Annotated in this window: 7 protein-coding genes; 6 read left to right on the top strand and 1 reads right to left on the bottom strand. The window is 72.8% G+C overall.

The genetic code is table 11. The features are described from left to right. Positions 1 to 2: 2 nt before the first annotated feature. Complete coding sequence (locus OHB21_RS30240; protein ID WP_067512876.1) at positions 3 to 701, bottom strand: DUF4132 domain-containing protein; 699 nt, start codon at positions 699 to 701, stop codon at positions 3 to 5. Between the two features lie 101 nt (positions 702 to 802). On the opposite strand from OHB21_RS30240, the gene OHB21_RS30235 reads away from it, so the two are divergent. From OHB21_RS30235 to OHB21_RS30210, 6 genes are all read left to right on the top strand, one after another. Continuing rightward, positions 803 to 1,462 (top strand): response regulator, encoded by a 660-nt coding sequence (locus OHB21_RS30235; protein ID WP_067512878.1) that lies wholly within the window; start codon positions 803 to 805, stop codon positions 1,460 to 1,462. A 170-nt stretch (positions 1,463 to 1,632) separates the two neighbouring features. Continuing rightward, positions 1,633 to 2,139: an FxsA family protein gene (locus OHB21_RS30230; RefSeq protein WP_067512880.1), complete on the top strand. Its 507-nt coding sequence runs from the start codon at positions 1,633 to 1,635 to the stop codon at positions 2,137 to 2,139. A gap of 35 nt (positions 2,140 to 2,174) precedes the next feature. Then, positions 2,175 to 3,773: an amidohydrolase gene (locus OHB21_RS30225; RefSeq protein ID WP_233444435.1), complete on the top strand. Its 1,599-nt coding sequence runs from the start codon at positions 2,175 to 2,177 to the stop codon at positions 3,771 to 3,773. After that, complete coding sequence (lnt, locus tag OHB21_RS30220) at positions 3,770 to 5,434, top strand: apolipoprotein N-acyltransferase (protein ID WP_407675042.1); 1,665 nt, start codon at positions 3,770 to 3,772, stop codon at positions 5,432 to 5,434. Before OHB21_RS30225 ends, lnt begins: the two co-directional genes overlap by 4 nt. Positions 5,435 to 5,813: 379 nt before the next feature. Continuing rightward, entirely contained in the window at positions 5,814 to 19,430 is a 13,617-nt protein-coding gene (locus tag OHB21_RS30215; protein WP_195124321.1) for a non-ribosomal peptide synthetase, read from the top strand. After that, the gene (locus tag OHB21_RS30210; protein WP_067514314.1) at positions 19,427 to 20,419 is read left to right on the top strand and encodes an ATP-binding cassette domain-containing protein; all 993 of its coding nucleotides are present in this window, start codon (positions 19,427 to 19,429) and stop codon (positions 20,417 to 20,419) included. The genes OHB21_RS30215 and OHB21_RS30210 overlap by 4 nt, the downstream gene beginning before the upstream one ends.

Genomic DNA, 20,419 nt, shown 5'->3' with positions numbered 1-20,419 from the left:
GCTCAGTCGAATACGGTCGCCAGTTCGCGCAGGACCTCGCTCGCGTCGATCGGGTCGAGCACGCCGAACGCGGTGTCGCCGCAGCGCCGCCACCACGGCGACGGCGGCGCGGAGCCCAATTCCACCGCCTCGATGACGTGTTCGCCCTCCTCGATCGGCTCGCCGGCCGCGATGCCGTCGTCGAGTTGCAGCAGCACCTGCAGGCCGCCGCCCACCGGGCGAAACAGGTGATCGTGCACGCCGTCCACGGAACCGCCCAGCCGCCAACCGAATTCGCGCAGCCGCAGCAGCGACGCGGTGGGCACCATGTGATTCGCGAACCGGTCCAGCGAGGTGGACGCGCGCTCCCGCTCGGTGAGCACGTGCACCTCCCGGGACAACTGCGGAAACGGTTGGCACAGTGCGTGATCGGAGAACTCGGCGAGCCAGCACGGTAGCTCGGCGGCCAGCTGCAACGGGTGCGCCACCGCGATGTGCGGTGCGTCGATGTCGACGAGACGGCCCGCGCTGTCGGTCGGCCTGCCGTCGTCGGCGATGCGGAAGGACACGCCCTGCTCGGCCCGGTCGTCGAAACCGAGCCAGACGAGTCGTCGCGCGGGCTCCCGGAGGTCCGGGTGCTCGAGCACGGAGCGGTGCTGCCCACCGGTCCAGGTGCGCCTGCGGATCATCGCGATCTCGAGACGCCGAATCTGTTCGTACATAACCCCGCTCGCGAGAGTTGGTTGTTCGGAACGAAACTGCTCGGAACTTCAGGAGCGTAATGGTCGGCGGCCGGGATCGCGCGGGCGGCTAGATTGGACGCGTGCCGATCACCGTTCTCGTCGTGGACGACCAGGAATTGATGCGCATGGGCCTGAAGATGGTCCTCGGCGCCCACCCCGACATCGAGGTGGTGGGGGAGGCCGAGAACGGCGCCGCCGCGGTGACCCGGGCCAAGGAGTTGCGGCCCGACGTGGTGCTCATGGACGTGCGGATGCCGGTGGTGGACGGCGTCACCGCGACCGGGCGCATCGTGGAGTCCGGCGACGGCTGCCGCGTCCTGGTCATGACCACCTTCGACCTGGACGAGCACGCGCTGGGCGCGCTGCGCGCCGGGGCGAGCGGGTTCCTGCTCAAGGACACCCCGCCCGAGGATCTGATCTCGGCCATCCGCAGCGTCGCGGCGGGCGACGCGGTGGTGTCGCCCAAGGTGACCAAACGGCTGCTGGACCGGCTCATCGCCGACGATCCGGGCGGGATGCGCGATCCCGCCGTGCTCGACGTGCTCACCGCCCGCGAACGCGAAGTGCTCGAGCAGATCGCGGCCGGGCGGTCCAACGCGGAGATCGCCGAGCAGCTGTTCCTCTCCGAGGCCACCGTGAAGACCCATGTCGGCCGCGTGCTCACCAAGTTGGGCTTGCGCGACCGCGTGCAGGCGGTGGTGCTCGCCTACGAGACGGGGTTGGTGCGGCCGGGCGGCTGAGGGCACTTGCGCGTCCGCTCCGTTTGTGCGCGGGCTGAGGGCGCTCCCACTCGGTTGTGCACGGGTCGAGGGCGGGGAGGGCGCGCATCTCAGCGACCTATCAGGCGCGATCGGGAGAAAAACGGCGGGCTCGCGCGTTGGTAGGGGTAGATCGTCCCGGAAGGAACGCCATGCCCGCCCTGTTGTTCGTGCTCTACGTCGCCGTCGAGGTCGCCGCGCTGATCGCGGTGGGCCAGCTGATCGGCGTGTTCCCCACCATCCTGCTGGTCATCGCCGGATCCGCGGCGGGCATGCTGCTGCTCGGCTCGCAGTGGCGGCGCGTCGCGCGGCAGTTCCGGCGCGCGCAGCGCGGCGAGATCCCGCCCGGCACCGCCGTCGCCGACGGCGCGCTGGTGGGCCTGGGCGCCGGCCTGATGTTCGTGCCCGGCCTGGTCACCTCGGTCGCGGGACTGCTCCTGCTGCTGCCGCCCACCCGCGCGCTGCTGCGCCCGCTGGTGACGGCGCTGGCCGCGCGCCGCGTCGGCAAGTTCGTCACCGCGGCCGAGTCGCGCTACAGCGGCGTGATCATCGACGGCGACGACGTGGTGGACGGCGTCGTGGTCACCGAGTGGTACGACGACGGTCGCGGCACCGGCCGTCGCGCGGTGGGCCCGGCCTGGGACGCACCGGCGCGGTGACCCGCCGGAGACGGCATACGGCAGACTGGTGACCCGTGGGTACCCAGTTGCTGATCGGCGGTCGTTTCTACAGTTCCAGTTCCCCCGACGCGACGGCCATGGCGGTCAGCGACGGCACCGTGGTGTGGCTGGGGGCCGAGCGCCCCGGCCGCGCCCTGCATCCGGACGCGGAGGTCATCGATCTCGACGGCGCGTTCGTCGCGCCGGCGTTCGTGGAACCGCACGTGCACGTCACGGCGCTCGGATTGCAGCTCACCGGCCTCGACCTCTCGGCCACCCGCTCGGTCGCCGAACTGCTGGACGCGGTGCGCGCCCACGCGTCGGCGCACCCCGACGGCGTGATCCTCGGCGACGGCTGGGAGGAGACCCGCTGGCCGGAAGGCCGCCCGCCGACCCCCGAGGAGATCGACGCGGCCGCGGGTCCCGGCAGGCGGGTATACCTGGCACGGATCGACGCGCATTCGGCCGTGGCCTCGACCGCGCTGCTGGACTCCGTTCCCGGCGTCACCGCCGCCGCGGGCTATCGCGCGGGCGAGCCGCTGCGCGAGCAGGCCCACCATCTGGTGCGCCGGGCCGCGCTCGGCGCGCTCGACCGCGCCCGCCGTGACGACGCCCGCCGCGCCGCGCTGGACCACGCCGCCGCGCACGGCGTGGTCGCCGTGCACGAATGCTCCGGCCCCGACATCGCCGGGCGCGACGACGTGCGCGAGCTGCTCGCCTTCGAACACGGCGTGCGCGTGCGCGCCTACTGGGGCGAGGCGGTGCGCACCGCCGAAGAGGCGAAGGCGCTGCTCACCGACCTCGGCGTGCACGGCCTCGGCGGCGACCTGTTCGTCGACGGATCGTTCGGGTCGCACACCGCCTGGCTGCGCCGGCCCTACGCCGACACGCCCGGGACCGGAACCTCTTTCCTGGACGCCGCCGCGATCGCCGAGCACGTGCGCGCCTGCACCGAGGCGGGCATCCAGTCCGGCTTCCATGCCATCGGCGACGCCGCTCTGGACGCGGTCACCACCGGCCTGCGCCGCGCCGCCGACGCGCTCGGCGCGCCCGCCGTCGCGGCGCTCGGGCACCGGGTCGAACACGCCGAGATGCTCGACGCCGGGCAGATCGCCGAACTGGCCGCGCTCGGCGTGATCGCCAGTGTGCAACCGGTTTTCGACGCCGCGTGGGGCGGCCCCGACGGCATGTACGCGAGTCGGCTCGGCGCCGAGCGCGCCGCGGCGCTCAATCCGTTCGCGGCCATGGCGGCGGCGGGTGTGTCGCTGGCCATCGGCTCCGACGCGCCGGTCACCGCCCTCGACCCGTGGGCCGCGATCCGCGCCGCCACCGAGCACCGGACGCCGGGCCACGGCATCTCGCCGCGTGCCGCGTTCGCCGCCGCCACCCGGGGCGCGTGGCGCGCGGGCGGCGTGCGCGACGGCGTCGCGGGCACTCTGGTGCCGGGCGCGCCCGCGTCCTACGCGGTGTGGGACGCCGGTGAGCTGGTGGTGGCCGCGGCGTCGGATTCGGTGCAGCGCTGGTCCACCGATCCGCGCTCACGGGTGCCGGGATTGCCTTCGCTGGCACCGGATTCCGCGCTGCCGCGCTGCCTGCGCACCGTGCGCGACGGCGTCACGATCTTCGAGGCGTGACCGTGACGCGAGACCGCACCGGCGTGCTGTGGCGCGCCCTGACCGCCGTCCTGTCGGGCCTGCTCCTGTTCGGCAGCTTCCCGCCCCGCCCCTACTGGTTCCTGGCCCCGATCGGCCTCGCGCTGCTCACCCTCGCGGTCCGGCGCGCGGAGCGCGGGCGGGGGGCGTTCGGCTACGGAATGCTCGCGGGGCTGGGCTTCTTCCTCCCGCTGCTGCCGTGGACGGGGATCTACGTCGGCCCGGTGCCGTGGCTCGCGCTGTCGACGGCGTGCGCGGTGTACATCGGGCTGTTCGGCGTGCTCGCCCGTCTGGTGTCGGCGCTGCCGCTGTGGCCGCTGTGGGTGGCACTGGCCTGGGTCACGGCCGAGTGGGGGCGCTCCAGCTTCCCGTTCGACGGCTTCCCTTGGGGCCGCGTCGCTTTCGGCCAGGCCGACGGCTGGTATCTGCCGCTGGCCGCGTACGGCGGCGCGCCGCTGATCGCCTTCGCGGTCGCGCTCACGGGCACCGCGCTGGCCGCCCTGATCGAACGGCTGCCCGTGCCGTCGCGGGTGCGCACGGTACTGGCACCCATCGTGCGGTTCGACACCGATCCCGACGCAACGGAATCCGAGAAGGACCCCACCGCGAGTGGACGGCGGCGTGTCGGAATCGCCGCGGCGGGAGTCACTTTCGTCCTGATTCCCCTCCTCGGGCTCGCACTGCGACCGACCCTGCCCGGACCGATGGACGGCGACTCCACCCTCACCGTCGCGGCCATCCAGGGCAGCGTGCCGCGGCTCGGCCTGGACTTCAACGCCCAGCGCCGCGCCGTGCTGGACAACCACGTCCGCCGCACCGAGCAGCTCGCCGAGGACGTGGCCGCCGGACGTGCTCCCCAGCCCGACGTGGTGATCTGGCCGGAGAACTCCTCCGATATCGACCCCCTCCGCAACGCCGACGCGGCCGCGCTCATCACGGGCGCGTCCGAGGCCGTCGGCGCCCCCATCCTGGTCGGCGCGGTGCTGGTGAACGGTGACCGCACCACCACCAATTCCGTCATGGTGTGGAACGGCGCGGACGGGCCGGGGGAGCGCCACGACAAGAAGATCATCCAGCCTTTCGGCGAGTACCTGCCGATGCGCTCGTTCTTCCGTCTGTTCTCCGAATACGCCGACCGCGCAGGCTATTTCGTGCCCGGCGACGGCGACGGCTCGGTGCGCGCGGCGGGCGTGGAGATCGGCGTGGCCACCTGCTACGAGGTGGCCTTCGACCGGGCCTTCCGCGACTCCATGGAGGCGGGCGCGCAGTTGCTGACCGTGCCCACGAACAACGCCACGTTCGGCGACAGCGAGATGACCTACCAGCAGATGGCCATGTCGCGGGTGCGGGCCGTGGAGCACGGCCGGGCCCTCGTGGTGGCGGCCACCTCGGGCGTGAGCGCCATCATCACCGCTGACGGCGCGGTGGCCCAGCAGAGCGAGTTGTTCGTGCCCGCGGCGCTGGTCGCGGAACTACCGTTGCGCACCAGCACCACACCGGCTACCCGAATCGGCGGCACATTCGAGCTGTTCTCGGTTATCCTGACCGCTGCCGCCGTTGTCGTCGCGCTCTTCCGACGGCGGGGGTCGCGGTCTGGACACGCGACCGACCAGGTCCTTCCGGTGAGCGACTCGGCCGGCTGATCTGGTCACCGCACTTCTCCACAACAGAACAGCCGGTATTTTCCGGTGTGGATGAGGCCGCCGTTGCGCGGCCGTGATGTTGCGCGCTATTCGCTGAGTCCTCCGCACCGGCGTCGTACCCGCACGCGTTTTTCGCGCCCGGACCTCGGGGTTGTCCCCGGGTCCCGCGCCGCTCGGCCGAAGTTTGCCGAAATGTAGCTGTTGAAAACAACGTTCTGCCAACGCCGTTCGCCGGAAACAAATCCAAAACGTCGGCCATCCGTGTTCCGGCGTGCTCCGAATCATAGGGCGTGGATCTCACGTCCTACGGCTCGTGCGCGCTCTCGAGCCGTAGTCGGGCTCGGGGAGTTGCGTCAGTAGCGGCAGAACGGAGTGATGAATGAGTTCATTGGCCACCGATCGTGTCGACCAATGCACTTCGGGTGATCTCTCGGTACAACCTTTCGCTCTCTCGCCTGCGCAGACGGCCCTGTGGTATGCCCAGCGGATCCGGCCGGACGTACCGTTGACGATCGCCCAATACGTCGAGATCCACGGGGATCTGGACGTGGGGTGCCTGCTCTACGCGATCGAGCGATTCGGCGCCGAGACCGAGGTGGGCCACGTCCGCCTCGAGGAGATCGACGGCGTCCCGCACCAGCTGGTCGACTGGTCGCGCCGCCCCGGCTGGGGCCGCGTGGACCTGCGCGACGAACCCGATCCGCACGCCGCGGCGCTGCGCTGGATGACCGAGCACGCCAGCTCGCCGATCGATCTGGAACGGGACCCGCTCACCATCAACGTGGTGCTGCGCACCGGCGACTCCGACTACATCTGGTACGCCAGGGCGCACCACATCGTGATCGACGGCTACGGCGCGATGAACGCGCTCACCCGCACCGCCGAGATCTACACCGCCGCGCAGCAGCACACCGAGCCGTCGGTGTCGCGGGCCGCGTCGCTGGAGCGGATCTACGCCGACGAGTCCGCCTACCGGGAATCCAGCCGGTTCCGCAACGACCGCGACTACTGGCTCGAACAGCTGGCGGGCGCGGGCGGTCCGGTCAGCCTGTCGAACGTGCCGCTGACCACCGCCACCCCCGATCCGGGCCGCCGCCTGGCCAAGGGCGCGCTGAGCGAGCGGGTGGACGCGTCGATGAGCGCGGCCGCCACCGAGTTCGGCACCCACAGCTCCACGCTGTTCGTCGCCGCGCTGGCCGGCTACGTGCGGTCGGTGACCGGCGACGCCGACGTGGTGCTGAGCCTGCCGGTCGCCGCGCGCACCACGGTCGCGCTGCGCCGCTCGGCGGGCGTGCTCTCCAACGTGGTGCCGATCCGCGTGCGGTTCGACGCCGACACCACCGTCGCCGACGTGGTGCGCGCGGCCGAGCTCCAGATCACCGGCGCGCTGCGCCACCAGCGTTACCGTCACGACGACATCCGCCGCGACTGCGGCTACTCCCGCGACGCGCGCGGCTTCTTCGGCCCGATGGTCAACATCATGCTGTTCCACGACGAGCTGCGCTTCGGCGATCTCGTCGGCTCGCTGCACGTGCTGGCCACCGGACCGGTCGAGGACCTGTCGATCAACCTGTACAACGGCGAGGGCGGGCGCATCCACGTCGACTTCGAGGCCAACCCCCGGCTGTACGGGGACACCGAGGTCGCCACCCACCACACCCGGTTCCTGGACTACCTCGGCAAGTTCCTGGCCGCCGATCCGCAGACTCCCGCGGAATCGCTGTGCGCGCTGACCGACGCCGAACGCGAACTGGTGCTGCGCGGCTGGAACGACACCGCCGCCCCGGTGCGCCCCGGCACGCTGGCCGGGATGTTCGCCGACCGCGTCGGGGTGAGTCCCGAGGCCGTCGCCCTCGAGTTCGGCGACGACCAGCTGACCTACCGGGAGCTGGACGAGCGCGCCAACCGCCTGGCCCGCGCGCTCATCGCGCGCGGCGCCGGACCCGACACCGTGGTCGGCCTGTGCCTGCGGCGCAGCCTCGACCTGGTCGTCGGCATGTACGCCGTGGTGAAGGCGGGCGCGGCCTACCTGCCGCTGGACCCGGAGCACCCGGCCGAACGCATGGCGGGGATCCTCGACCAGGCGAAGCCGGTGTGCCTGCTCACCGCCGAACGCGACGGCCTGGCGCTACCGGTGCGGGCCCCGATCCTGGCGATCGACACCCTCGACACCTCCGCCTACGACGGCGCGCCGGTCACCGATGACGACCGGCGCGTTCCATTGCGCCCGGACCATCTGGCATACGTGATCTTCACCTCCGGCTCCACCGGCAAGCCCAAGGGCGTCGGCGTGAGCCACGGCGCCATCGTCAACCGGCTGCGCTGGATGCAGCACGAGTACCCGCTCGACCACACCGACGCGGTGCTCCAGAAGACCCCCGCCACCTTCGACGTGTCGGTGTGGGAGTTCTTCTGGCCCTTGCAGATCGGCGCGCGCCTGGTCGTCGCCGAGCCCGACGGGCACCGCGATCCCGCGTATCTCGCGCGCGTCATCGCCGAGAAGGGCGTCACCACCGCGCATTTCGTGCCTTCGATGCTGTCGGTGTTCGTCACCGACACCGATGTGCGCGCGTGCCTGAGCCTGCGCCGGGTGTTCTGCTCCGGTGAGGCGCTGCCCGCCGCCACCGTGCGCGACTTCCACGCCGCGCTGCCCGGCCCCCGGCTGCACAACCTCTACGGGCCCACCGAGGCCGCGGTGGACGTGACCTACTGGCCGTGCCCCGACGATCCGGAGAGCGTGCCGATCGGCTCCCCGGTCTGGAACACCCAGACCTATGTGCTCGACGCGCACCTGCGGCCCGTGCCCCCCGGCGTGGTCGGCGAGCTGTACCTGGCGGGTGTGCAGCTCGCGCGTGGCTACCTCGGCCAGCCGGTGCTCACGGCCGACCGGTTCGTCGCCAACCCCTTCACACCGGGCACGCGGATGTATCGCACGGGCGACCTCGCGCGCTGGCAGCTGGAGCCGACGGCCGAGGGCCGCGGCGTGCTGGAGTACCTGGGCCGCACCGACTTCCAGGTCAAGATCCGCGGTCTGCGCATCGAACTCGGCGAGATCGAGGCGGCGCTGCTCGACGACGCGCACGTCGCGCGGGCGGTCTGCGTGGCCCACCGGGGCCGCGCGGGCGACGAGCTGATCGCCTACGTGGTGGCCGCGCCGGGCAGCACCGACGGACTCGACACCCAGGCACTGCTGGCGGCGCTGCGCCGCACCCTGCCCGCGTACATGGTGCCCGCCGCGCTGATCGAACTGGACGAACTGCCGTTGAGCGCCAACGGCAAGATCGACCGCAAGGCGCTGCCCGTACCCGCGCTGCCCTCGGCGTCGACGGCGATCACCGCCGAACCGCGCACCGAGGTGGAGCGCACGCTGGCCGCGATCTTCGCCGAGGTGCTGGGTATGGAGGCGGTCGGCCTGGACGACAGCTTCTTCGACCTGGGCGGCAACTCGCTCATCGCGGCGCGCGCGGTCGCGCGCATCAACGTCGCCCTCGGCACGGCGCTGACCATCCGCGACCTGTTCGAGGCGGCGTCGGTCGCGGCGCTCACCCAGCGCTTCGCCACGCACACCCCCGACATGGCCTCACCGCGCCTCACCCGCGCCGAGCGCCCGGAGCGGGTGCCGCTCTCGCTGGCTCAGCAGCGGCTGTGGATCCTCAACCGGTTCGCCGAACACGCCGCCGCCTACAACATGCCGCTGGCCATCCGGCTGGAGGGCCCGCTCGACCACGCCGCGCTGCACGCCGGCCTGGTCGACGTGATCGACCGGCACGAGAGCCTGCGCACCACGTTCCCCGAGGGCCCCGACGGCGCGTACCAGCTGGTGCACACGGCGGCGGAGATCCCGCTGACCCTCGACCCGATCGAGGCCGAGGGCGCCGACGTGGCCGCGCTGGCCACCGAATTCGCCGGCTACGGGTTCGATCTGCGCAGCCAGGCCCCGATCCGGGTCGCGCTGTGGCGCACCGGGCCCGACCGCCATGTGTTCCTCGTGGTGCTGCACCACATCTGCGGCGACGGCTGGTCCATCGCGCCGCTGGCCCGCGACCTGGTGCAGGCGGTCACCGCGCGCGTGCGGGGCGCGGCGCCGGAGTGGGAACCGCTGCCGGTGCAGTACGCCGACTTCGCGCTGTGGCAGCGCGAACTGCTCGGCGACGAGAACGATCCGGCCAGCGCCCTGAGCCGCCAGCTCACGCACTGGCGTTCGGCCCTGGCGGGGCTGCCCGAACAGCTGGACCTGCCGCTGGACCGCCCCCGCCCGCTGCGCCGCTCCACCGAGGGCGGCCGGATCGAGTTCACCATTCCGGCCGAGATCCGCCGTGCGGCGGGTGAACTCGCGGCCAGCCGCGGCGTCAGCATGTTCATGGTGCTGCACGCGGCGCTGGCGACGCTGCTGGCGCGGCTGTGCGCGAGCACCGATATCGCCATCGGCACGCCGATCGCGGGCCGGTCCGATCCCGCGCTGGACGAACTCGTCGGCATGTTCGTCAACACGCTGGTGCTGCGCACCGAGGTGGACCCCGCCGCGGGCTTCGACCGCATGCTGGACGTGGCCCGCGAGACCGACCTCAACGCGTTCGCCAACGCCGACGTGCCGTTCGAGCGGCTGGTCGAGGTGGTCAATCCGGAGCGCTCCACCGCGCGCCACCCGCTGTTCCAGGTGATGCTGTCCTACGACCGCGCCCCGGAACTCGGCATCGCGCTGCCCGGCGTCACCGCCGAGGTGCTGCCGCTGGCCGCCGATATCGCCAAGTTCGACCTCCAGCTCGAGGTGCACGACAACCTCGGCGATGGACCGCTGAGCGCCGAATTCGCCTACGCCACCGACGTATTCGACCGGCGCACCGTGGCGGCGTTCGCCCGCCGGTTCAACGCGGTGCTGGCCGCGGCCGTAGCCGCGCCCGATCTGCCCGTGGGCGATATCGACCTGCTGGACCGCAAGGAGTCGGCGAACCTCGTCCCGCTGGCCGCCGCGCCCGCCGAGCCGCCGATCACCCTGGCACGGCTGCTCGGCGCGACGGCCGAGCGGCTGCCCGACGCCGTCGCGGTGCGCTACCTGGGCCGCGACACCACCTACCGGGAACTCGACGAACGCTCGAACCGGCTGGCGCGCACCCTGATCGACCAGGGCGCCGGTCCGGAATCGGTGATCGCCCTCGCGCTGCCGCGCGGCCTGGACTCGATCACCGCGATCTGGGCCGTGGCCAAGACGGGCGCGGCCTACGTGCCCGTGGACCCCGGCTACCCGCGCGAGCGCATCGAGCACATGCTCGGCGATTCGGGCGCGATGCTCGGCCTCACCGTGCGCGACTGCCTGCCCGACCTGCCCGCGTGGCCCGCCCCGCCCGGCAGGCACAGCAAGACGGCGGTGGACTGGGTCGTGCTCGGCTCGCCCGCGCTGGAGGCCGACGTCGCCGCGCGCCCGGCCGCGCCGATCGCCGACACCGAACGCCACCACCCGCTGCGCACCGCGCACCCGGCGTACCTGATCTACACCTCGGGGTCGACCGGCAAGCCGAAGGCCGTCGTGGTCACCCACGCCGGCCTCGCGTCGCTGGCCAGCGAGCAGACGCACCTGTTCGGCGTCACGGATTCCGCACGCACGCTGCACTTCTCGTCGCCGAGCTTCGACGCGTCGGTGCTGGAGTTGCTGCTCGGGTTCGCGGCGGGGGCGACCATCGTCATCGCGCCGGCCGGGATGTACGGCGGCGCGGAGCTGGCCGGCCTGCTGCGCACCGAACGCGTCACCCACGCGTTCGTGACGCCCGCCGCGCTGGCCACCGTGCCCGACGACGGGCTCGACGAGCTCGAGGCCGTCATCGTCGGCGGCGAGGCGTGCTCGGAGGACCTGGTGGCCACCTGGTCGGCGCGCCACCGCATGCACAACATGTACGGCCCGTCCGAGGCGACGGTCGCGGCCACCGCGTCCGGGCCCATGGTCGCGGGACAGCCGGTGCCCCTGGGGCATCCGGTGCGCGGCATGCGACTTTTCGTGCTGGACAACAGGTTGCACCCGGTGCCGCCCGGCACCCCCGGCGAGCTGTACCTCTCGGGACCCGGCGTGGCCCGCGGCTACCTCGGGCGCGTCGACCTCACGGCCGCGCGATTCCCGGCCAACCCGCACGGGCGCCGCGGCGAAAGGATGTACCGCACGGGCGATCTCGTGGTCGCCGACCACGCCGGGCACCTGCGCTTCCTCGGCCGCGCCGACGACCAGATCAAGATCCGCGGCTTCCGCGTGGAACTGCGCGAGATCGACCTCGCGCTGCGAGCGCACCCGGGTGTGGCCACGGCGCTGACCATGGTCCACCGCGACGAGCACGGGCACGACCGCCTCATCGCCTACGTCACGGCGGAACCGGGCGCGGCGGTCACGGCGCGCGACGTGGTGGAGACCGCCCGGCAGCGGCTGCCCGGCTACATGGTGCCCGCGTCGGTGACCGTGCTGGACGCCCTGCCGGTGACCCCGGCGGGCAAGCTGGACCGGAAAGCGTTGCCGGAGCCCGTATTCGTGGCCGCCGGACCCTCGCGCGAACCGGGCACCGAGGCCGAGCGCCGCGTCGCGGCGGTCTTCGGGACGGTGCTCGGCCGCCCGGTGACCGGTGCCGAGGACAGCTTCTTCGACCTCGGCGGCACCTCGCTGCTGGCCACCCGGCTGGCCTCGGCGCTGCACGCCGAGTTCGGGGTGGAGCTGGCGGTGCGCGCGCTGTTCGAGGAGCCCACGGTCGCCGGGGTCGCGCAGCGGCTGGCGGAAGCGCCCCGGACGCAGCGGATCGCGCTGGCTGTGCACACGCCGCGTCCGGGTCGCCTCCCGTTGTCGCTGCCGCAGCAGCGACTGTGGTTCCTGAATCGATTCTCACCCGAATCGAGCGCCTACAACATCGCATTCGTCATACGGATCGACGGCGATCCCGACGTGGCCGCCCTGCGCGCCGCGCTCGGCGACGTGGTGGCGCGCCACGAGGTGCTGCGCACCGTGTACCCCGAGGACGGCGCGGGCGCCCAGCAGGTCGTGCTGCCCGCGGCGCGGGCGGTGCCCGCGCTGGTGCCGGTCGACGTGGACGAGGCGGGCGCGGCCGACGCGCTGCGCGTGCTCGCCCGCGGCGGCTTCGACCTGACCCGCGACACCCCGCTGCGCGTGGCGCTGCTGCGCACCGGCCCGCGTCGCCACCAGCTCGGCATCGTGTTGCACCACATCGCCGCCGACGGCTGGTCGCTCGGCCCGCTCACCCGCGATCTGGCCGTGGCGTACGCGGCCCGGTGCGGCGACGCGGCCCCCGCGTGGGCGCCACTTCCGGTGCAGTACGCGGACTTCGGGCTCTGGCAGCGCGAATGCCTGGGCGACGCGAGCGATCCCGAGAGCGTGGCGGGCGCGCAGCTGGCCTTCTGGCGCGAGACGCTGGCGGAGCTGCCCGACGAGCTGCCGCTGCCCTACGACCGGCCGCGTCCGGCCGACCCCACCCACGAGGCGGGGACAGTGCGCTTCACCGTGCCCGACCCGATCGCGCGCGGTCTCACGGCGCTGGCCCGCGAACAGGGCGCGAGCCCGTTCATGGTGCTGCGCTCGGCGCTCGGCGTGCTGCTGCGCGCCGTGACGGGCGGGCGCGACATCGTGATCGGCACGCCCATCGCCGGACGCACCGACGCCCAGCTCGACGAGCTGGTGGGCATGTTCGTCAACACGCTGCTGCTGCGCTCCGACGTGGACCCCGACGCCACCTTCGCGGCGCTGCTGCGCGCCGACCGCGACGGCGAACTGGCCGCCATGGCCAACGCCGACGTGCCGTTCGAGCGGGTCGTGGAGGAGCTCGGCCGCACCGTCGGCGCGAACCGCCCGGTGTTCCAGGTGGCGCTCACCGTGCAGGACGGCCCGCCCCCGGCGCTGGACCTGCCCGGCCTGACGCTGCGCGCCGACGAGCTCGACATCGCGCGCGCCAAGTTCGACCTGGAACTGCGCGCGGGCCAGAGTGGATACGAATTCGTCTACGCCGCCGAGCTTTTCGACGAGGCGACGGTGCGGACCCTGGCCGACCGGTTCCTGCGCGTGCTGGCCGCGATCACCGCCGACCCGCGGGTGCGGGTGTGCGATATCGACGCGCGCACCGAACTGGAACGCCGCCACTTGACCCCGGCCATCGGCGGCCCCGCCGCCCCGCCGGTCACGCTGGCCGAACTGTTCGTCGCGGCCGCGCGGCGGCACCCGGAGAACGTGGCGCTGCGCGCGGACGGGACGTCGATCACCTACGCCGAGCTCGACCGGCGCTCGAACCGCTTGGCGCGGGCCTTGATCGGGCGCGGACTGGGTGCGGGCGATCGTGTCGCGCTCGGGCTCACCCGCTCGGTGGAGTCGGTGCTCACGGTGCTGGCCGTCGCGAAATCCGGTGCGGCGTACGTGCCGGTGGACCCGAACTACCCGGCCGACCGCGTGCGCCACATGCTCACCGACTCCGGTTGCGCCTTCGGCGTGACGGTCGGCGCGCACGCGGCGAACCTGCGGGCGGCGGCCGCCGACGCGGCCACGCACTGGCTGCTGCTGGACGACCCGGCCTTCGCGGGCGAACTCGCCGCGCTGGGTGAGCGGCCGATCGCGGATGCCGAACTGCGCAAGCCGGTCCGGATCGCCGACCTGGCCTACCTCATCTACACCTCGGGCTCGACCGGCACGCCGAAGGGCGTGGCGGTCACGCACCGCGGCCTGTCCAACTTCGCGGCCGAACTGCGCGATCACGTGGCGGTGGACGAGCACTCCCGCACGCTGCACTTCTCCTCACCCAGCTTCGACGCGGCCGTGCTCGACCTGCTGTTGGCGCTCGGCGCGGGCGCGACCATGGTGATCAGCCCGACCGACATCTACGGTGGCGACGAACTCGGCGCCCTCCTGCGGCGCGAGCGGGTCACCCACGCCTTCTTGACTCCGGGGGCGCTGGCGACCGTGGATCACGACCGCTGGCCGCTGCCGGACCTGCGCGCCCTGCTGGTCGGCGGCGAGGCCCTGCCCGCCGATCTGGTGGCGCGCTGGGCGCCCGGCCGGGCGATGTACAACGCCTACGGGCCGACGGAGACGACGATCGTCGCCACGATGGCGGGACCGCTGCGACCCGGCGGTCCGCTCACCATCGGCTCCCCGGTGCGCGGCGCGCGGGCCCTGGTGCTGGACGAGCGGATGCGCCCGGTCCCGATGGGTGTGCCGGGTGATCTGTACGTCGCGGGTCTGGGCGTGTCGCGCGGGTACTTCGAGCGCTACGGCCTCACCGCGTCGCGGTTCGTCGCCGACCCGTTCGGCCCCGCCGGTGAGCGCATGTACCGCACGGGTGACGTGGTGCGCTGGAACGGCGACGGCGAGCTGGTGTACCTGGGCCGCAGCGACCACCAGGTGAAGGTGCGCGGTTTCCGCATCGAGCTGGGCGAGATCACGGCCGCGCTCGGCGCGCACCCGGACGTGCGGTTCGCCTTCACCCAGGTGCGTCCGGTCGCGGGCACCGATCGCATCGTCGCCTACGTCCAGCCGGCCGATCCGTCTGCCGGTGTCGACGTGGACGCGGTGCGCGCGCACGCGGCCGAGGCGCTGCCCGCGCACATGGTGCCCGCGAGTATCACCGTGCTGGAACGGATTCCGCTCACGCCGGTCGGCAAGCTCGACACCGCCGCGCTGCCGGAACCGGAACTCGCCGCCGGCCCGGTCCGCCGCGAACCCGCCACCGACTCCGAGCGACTGGTGGCCGCGGTAATGGCCGAGCTGGTCGGTGCCGAATCCGTCAGCGCCACCGACAGTTTCTTCGATATCGGCGGAAACTCGCTGCTGGCCACGCAATTGGTGGCGCGGCTGGCCGCGGCGGGCGCCGCGCGCCTGGAGGTGCGCACCGTGTTCACCGCGCCCACCGTCGCCGAACTGGCCGCGCTGCTCGACGCGGGCGTCGCGGGGGAGGCCGAGAACGGGCCGGTGCGCCAGGAACGGCCGGACCGCGTCCCGCTCTCCGCGGCGCAGCACCGGCTGTGGTTCCTCAACCGGTTCAACGAGACCGGCGCCGAGCTCAGCGCGGGCGCCTACAACGTCCCGGTCGTGCTGCGCTTGCGCGGCGACCTCGACGTGCAGGCGCTCGTGCACGCGCTGCACGCGGTGCAGGAGCGGCACGAAACGCTGCGCACCGTATTCCCCGAGCTGGACGGCGAACCCGCCCAGGTGGTGCTGGACCCGGCCGCGGCGGCCATCACCCTGTTCGTCGCGACCGTCACGCCCGGCGAGGTGGACGACGCCGTCCGCCGTTTCACCGCACCGGGATTCGACCTGGCCGAGAGCGTGCCGCTGCGCGCGGCGCTGATCACCGTGACCGACCGTCCCGACCCGGACGGCGCGATCGCGCCCGGCGCGTCGCAGGAGAACGTGCTGGTGCTCGTCGTGCACCACATCGCGATGGACGGCTGGTCGCTGGAACCCCTCGCCGCCGACGTGGCCGTCGCCTACAACGCGGCGCGCGACGGGCTGCGGCCCGGCTGGGACGAGCTGGCCGTCCAGTACGCGGATTACACGCTGTGGCAACGGGATACGCTCGGCGCCGAGGACGATCCGGAGTCGGTGCTGAGCAAGCAGCTCGACTACTGGCGGCGCACCCTGCACGGCGTGCCGGAACTGAGCACCGTGCCGGCCGACCGGCCGCGCCCGCCCGTGCCGTCCTACCGCGGCGGCGAGGTGGCGTGCACGGTCGACCCGGCCACGCACCGGGAGTTGCAGGTCGTCGCGGCGAGCCGCAATGTCAGCATGTTCATGCTGCTGCACGCCGCGCTCGCCGTGCTGCTGCACCGGATGGGCGCCACCGACGACATCGCCGTCGGCACCCCCATCGCCGGGCGCGGGCACCCCGCGCTGGACCGCATGGTCGGCATGTTCGTGAACACGCTGGTGCTGCGCACCCCCGTCGACGGATCGGCGCGGTTCACCGACCTGCTCGACACCGTCCGCGACACCGACCTGGACGCCTTCGCGCACGCCGACCTGCCGTTCGAGCGGCTGGTCGAGGTGCTCAACCCGCACCGCTCGCAGGCGCACCACCCGCTGTTCCAGGTGATGCTCTCGGTGCGCAACCGCCCGGTCACCGAACTGACCCTGCCCGGACTGCGGATCGAGAGCGTCGAGACCGACGCCGGGATCGCCAAGTTCGACCTGCAATTCACCCTCACCGAAGGGCTCACCGCGGACCGCGAACCGGACGGCATCACGCTCGCGGTGAACTACGCGGCCGACCTGTTCGACGCGGACACCGCGCACGCGCTCGGCAAGCGCCTGGTGCGCCTGCTCGGCGCTATCGCGGCGAATCCCGCTGCGGCCGTGGGTGATCTGGACCTGCTCGACGCCGAGGAATGGAGCGGGCTCACCCCGGTGCGGGGCGCGACCGCCGACCGTCCGGTCACCTTCCCCGAGGTGTTCGAGGCGGCCGCCGCCGTCGACCGCGCCGCCGTCGCGATCCGCGCCGACCAGACGCAGGTGAGCTACGACGCGCTCGACCGGTGGACCAACCGCCTGGCGCGCGTGCTCATCGGGCGCGGCGTCGGTCCGGAAACCCTGGTGGCGCTGGGCATTCCGCGGTCGGTCGAATCCGTGGCCTCGGTGCTGGCGGTGGCCAAGGCGGGGGCGGCGTTCGTCCCGGTCGACCCGCTCTACCCGGCCGGGCGCATCAGCCACATGCTCTCCGATTCCGGTGCGGCACTGGGCATCACGCTCGCCGAGTACCGCGACGAGCTGCCCGGCGACGTCGAGTGGATCGTGCTGGACGACCCGGAGTTCCGCGCCACCGTGCTGGCCACCGGCGACGCAGCCGTCACCGACGCGCAGCGGGTGCGTCCGCTGCGGCTGGACAACCCCGCCTACGTCATCTACACCTCCGGCTCCACCGGCACCCCGAAGGGCGTGGTCGTCACCCACGGCGGCCTGTCCAACTTCGCCGCCGAGACCGCGCAGCGCTTCGGCGTGCACCCGGGCAGCCGCATCCTGCACTTCGCGACGCCGAGCTTCGACGCCGCCATGCTGGATCTGCTGTTCGCGCTCGGCGGGGCGGCCACGCTGGTCATCACGCCGCCCGGCGTGGTCGGTGGCGCGGATCTGGCCGAGGTGTTCGTCGCCGAACGCATCACGCACGCGTTCATCACCACCTCGGCGCTGGGCACGGTCGACCCGGCCGGCGTCACCGAACTCCAGCACGTGCTGGTGGGCGGTGAGGCGCTGCCCGCCGATCTGGTGAACCGCTGGGCGCCGGGCCGCAACCTCTACAACGTGTACGGGCCGACGGAGACCACCATCGTCACCGTCATCTCCGAGCCCATGCGGGTGGGCGCGCCGATCCTCATCGGCGGGCCGATCCGCGGCGTCGCGACCACCGTCCTGGACGCCCGCCTGCATCCCGCGCCGGTCGGCGTCACCGGCGAGCTGTTCCTCGCGGGCAGCGCGCTGGCGCGCGGCTACCACAACCGGCCGGGACTCACCGCGCAGCGGTTCGTCGCCAATCCCTATGGCAAGCCGGGGGAGCGGATGTACCGCACCGGCGACCTGGTGCGCTGGTGGCCGGGCGCGCCCGCGGGCAGGCACGAGATCGAGTACATGGGCCGCACCGACCACCAGGTCAAAATCCGCGGCTTCCGCATCGAACTCGGCGAGATCGACGCCGCGCTGCACCGGCATCCCGCGGTCGAATGGGCGCACACCATCGGGCACCGCACCCAGGCGGGCACAACGGCGCTGGTGTCCTACGTGGTGCCGCGCGCGGCGGTCACGGCCGGCGAACTCACCGAGCACGTCGGCGGCCTGGTGCCGAATTACATGGTGCCGCAGTCGATCATGCTCATCGACGAGGTGCCGCTCAGCCCCGTCGGCAAGCTCGACCGCAAGGCCCTGCCGGAGCCGGTGTTCACCGCCGCCGTCGGCTACCGCGCCCCGGCCACCCCCGTGGAAGCGGTGCTGTGCGCGGCCTTCGAGACCGTGCTGGGAGTCGAGCGGGTCGGCGCGGACGACGCGTTCTTCGAACTCGGCGGCAACTCGCTGCTGGCCACGAAGGTCGTCGCGCAGGTGCGGGCCGAGGGCATCGACCTGCCGGTGCAGCTGATGTTCGGTGACGCCACCCCCGCCGCCATCGCGGCCCGGCTCACGGCCGCGGGCGGTGCCGATGCGGCGCTGGCTGCCACGCTGGCGCCGGTGCTGCCGATCCGCCCGCTGCGCGCGGGCGGCAAGGCGCCGCTGTTCTGCGTGCACCCGGCGATCGGACTGTCCTGGTGCTACTCGGGGCTGCTCGCGCACCTGGCGCCGGACCGTCCGGTGTACGGGTTGCAGGCGCCGCACGTGGCGGGTGACGAGCAGTTCGACTCGATCACCGAGGCCGCGAAACAGTATGTGGCGCATATGAAGTCGGTGCAGCCGACCGGTCCGTACCATCTGCTCGGCTGGTCGCTGGGCGGTCTCATCGCGCACGAGATCGCGGTGCAGTTGCGGGACGCGGGCGACGAGGTGGCCCTGCTGGCCATGATGGACAGCTACCAGCTCGGCGACCGCTGGCTCGACGACGCCGTGCCCGGCGTCGCGGAGATCGTCGCCGAATTCGGCGGCGACGGCATCGACCCGGCCACCGTCACCACCCTGAGCGACGCCGCCGAGGTGTTGCGCGCCCAGCAGGGACCGTTCGCGGCGCTCACCCTCGAGCACCTCGAACGCCTCTACACCGGATACGCCAACGGCACGATCCTCGCGCACGGATTCCGTCCGCGCGCCTTCGACGGCGACGTCGTGTTCTTCACCGCCGCCGACGACGAGACCAACCGCGCGGATCCGCAGCGGTGCGCGGCGGCCTGGGAGCCGTTCGTCACCGGCACCGTGCACGACCATCCCCTGTCCTGCCGCCATTCGGCCATGACCGCACCCGACGCGCTCGCCGTGATCGGCCCGGTGCTGCACCGGCATCTCGACGGCGGCCCGAACGACCACGAAGGAGATCAGCCGATGAGTGAGACGCGCTCATGACACTCGCCGTCGAGGTGCGCGGCCTGGTCAAGAACTACGGGAAGGCCCGGGTGCTGGACGGGATCGACCTGGACATCCCCGCGGGCACGGTGCTGGGACTGCTCGGGCCCAACGGCGCGGGCAAGACCACCACCGTCCGCATCGTCACCACCCTGCTGCGGCCCTGCGCCGGCTCGGTGCGCGTCGCGGGCGTCGACGTGCTGCGCGACCCGGCCGGGGCGCGCCGGCGCATCGGCCTGTCGGGGCAGTACGCGGCGGTCGACGCGAACCTCTCGGGCTACGAGAACCTGCGCATGGTCGCCCGGCTCTACGGGATGTCACCGCGCCAGGCCACCCACCGCGCCGCCGAACTGCTCGGCGCGTTCGGCCTCGACTACGCCGCGCACCGCCGTGCGGGCGCCTACTCCGGTGGCATGGCGCGCCGGCTCGACCTCGCGGGCGCGCTGGTCGCGCGGCCCGCGGTGGTGGTGCTGGACGAGCCGACGACGGGTCTGGACCCGCGCGGGCGCAACGACATGTGGCGGGTGATCGGCGATCTCGTCGACGACGGCACCACCGTGCTGCTCACCACGCAGTACCTGGAGGAAGCCGATCTGCTCGCCGATCGGATCACCGTCATCGACAAGGGCAAGGTCATCGCGCGCGGCTCGGCCGACGAGCTGAAGACCTCCATCGGCGGCGACCGGCTCACCGTCACGCTCGCGGCGGGGCAGGAACCCCGGCCCGCGCTGACGGTCCTGGCGCAGGTGGGGATCGGGGAGCCGAGTCACGAGTCCGGCACCGACGAGGTGTCGGTGGTGGTCGGCGACGGTTCGCGCACGATGGTCGAGGCGTTGCGCAGGCTCGACGACGCCGGCGTGTGCGTGGTCGACGCGCACGTGCACCGGCCCTCCCTCGACGACGTGTTCCTGTCCATCACCGGCACCCCGGCCGCCGAATCGAGCACCGAGCCGGAAACCGACGACGTACCAGAGGAGATCATGTCGTGA

The organism is Nocardia puris, assembly GCF_036051655.1.
In the GTDB taxonomy this organism is placed as follows: Bacteria; Actinomycetota; Actinomycetes; order Mycobacteriales; family Mycobacteriaceae; genus Nocardia; species Nocardia puris.
The sequence above is the reverse complement of the archived record's forward strand: the minus strand, read 5'-3'. Positions and strand labels throughout refer to the sequence as shown.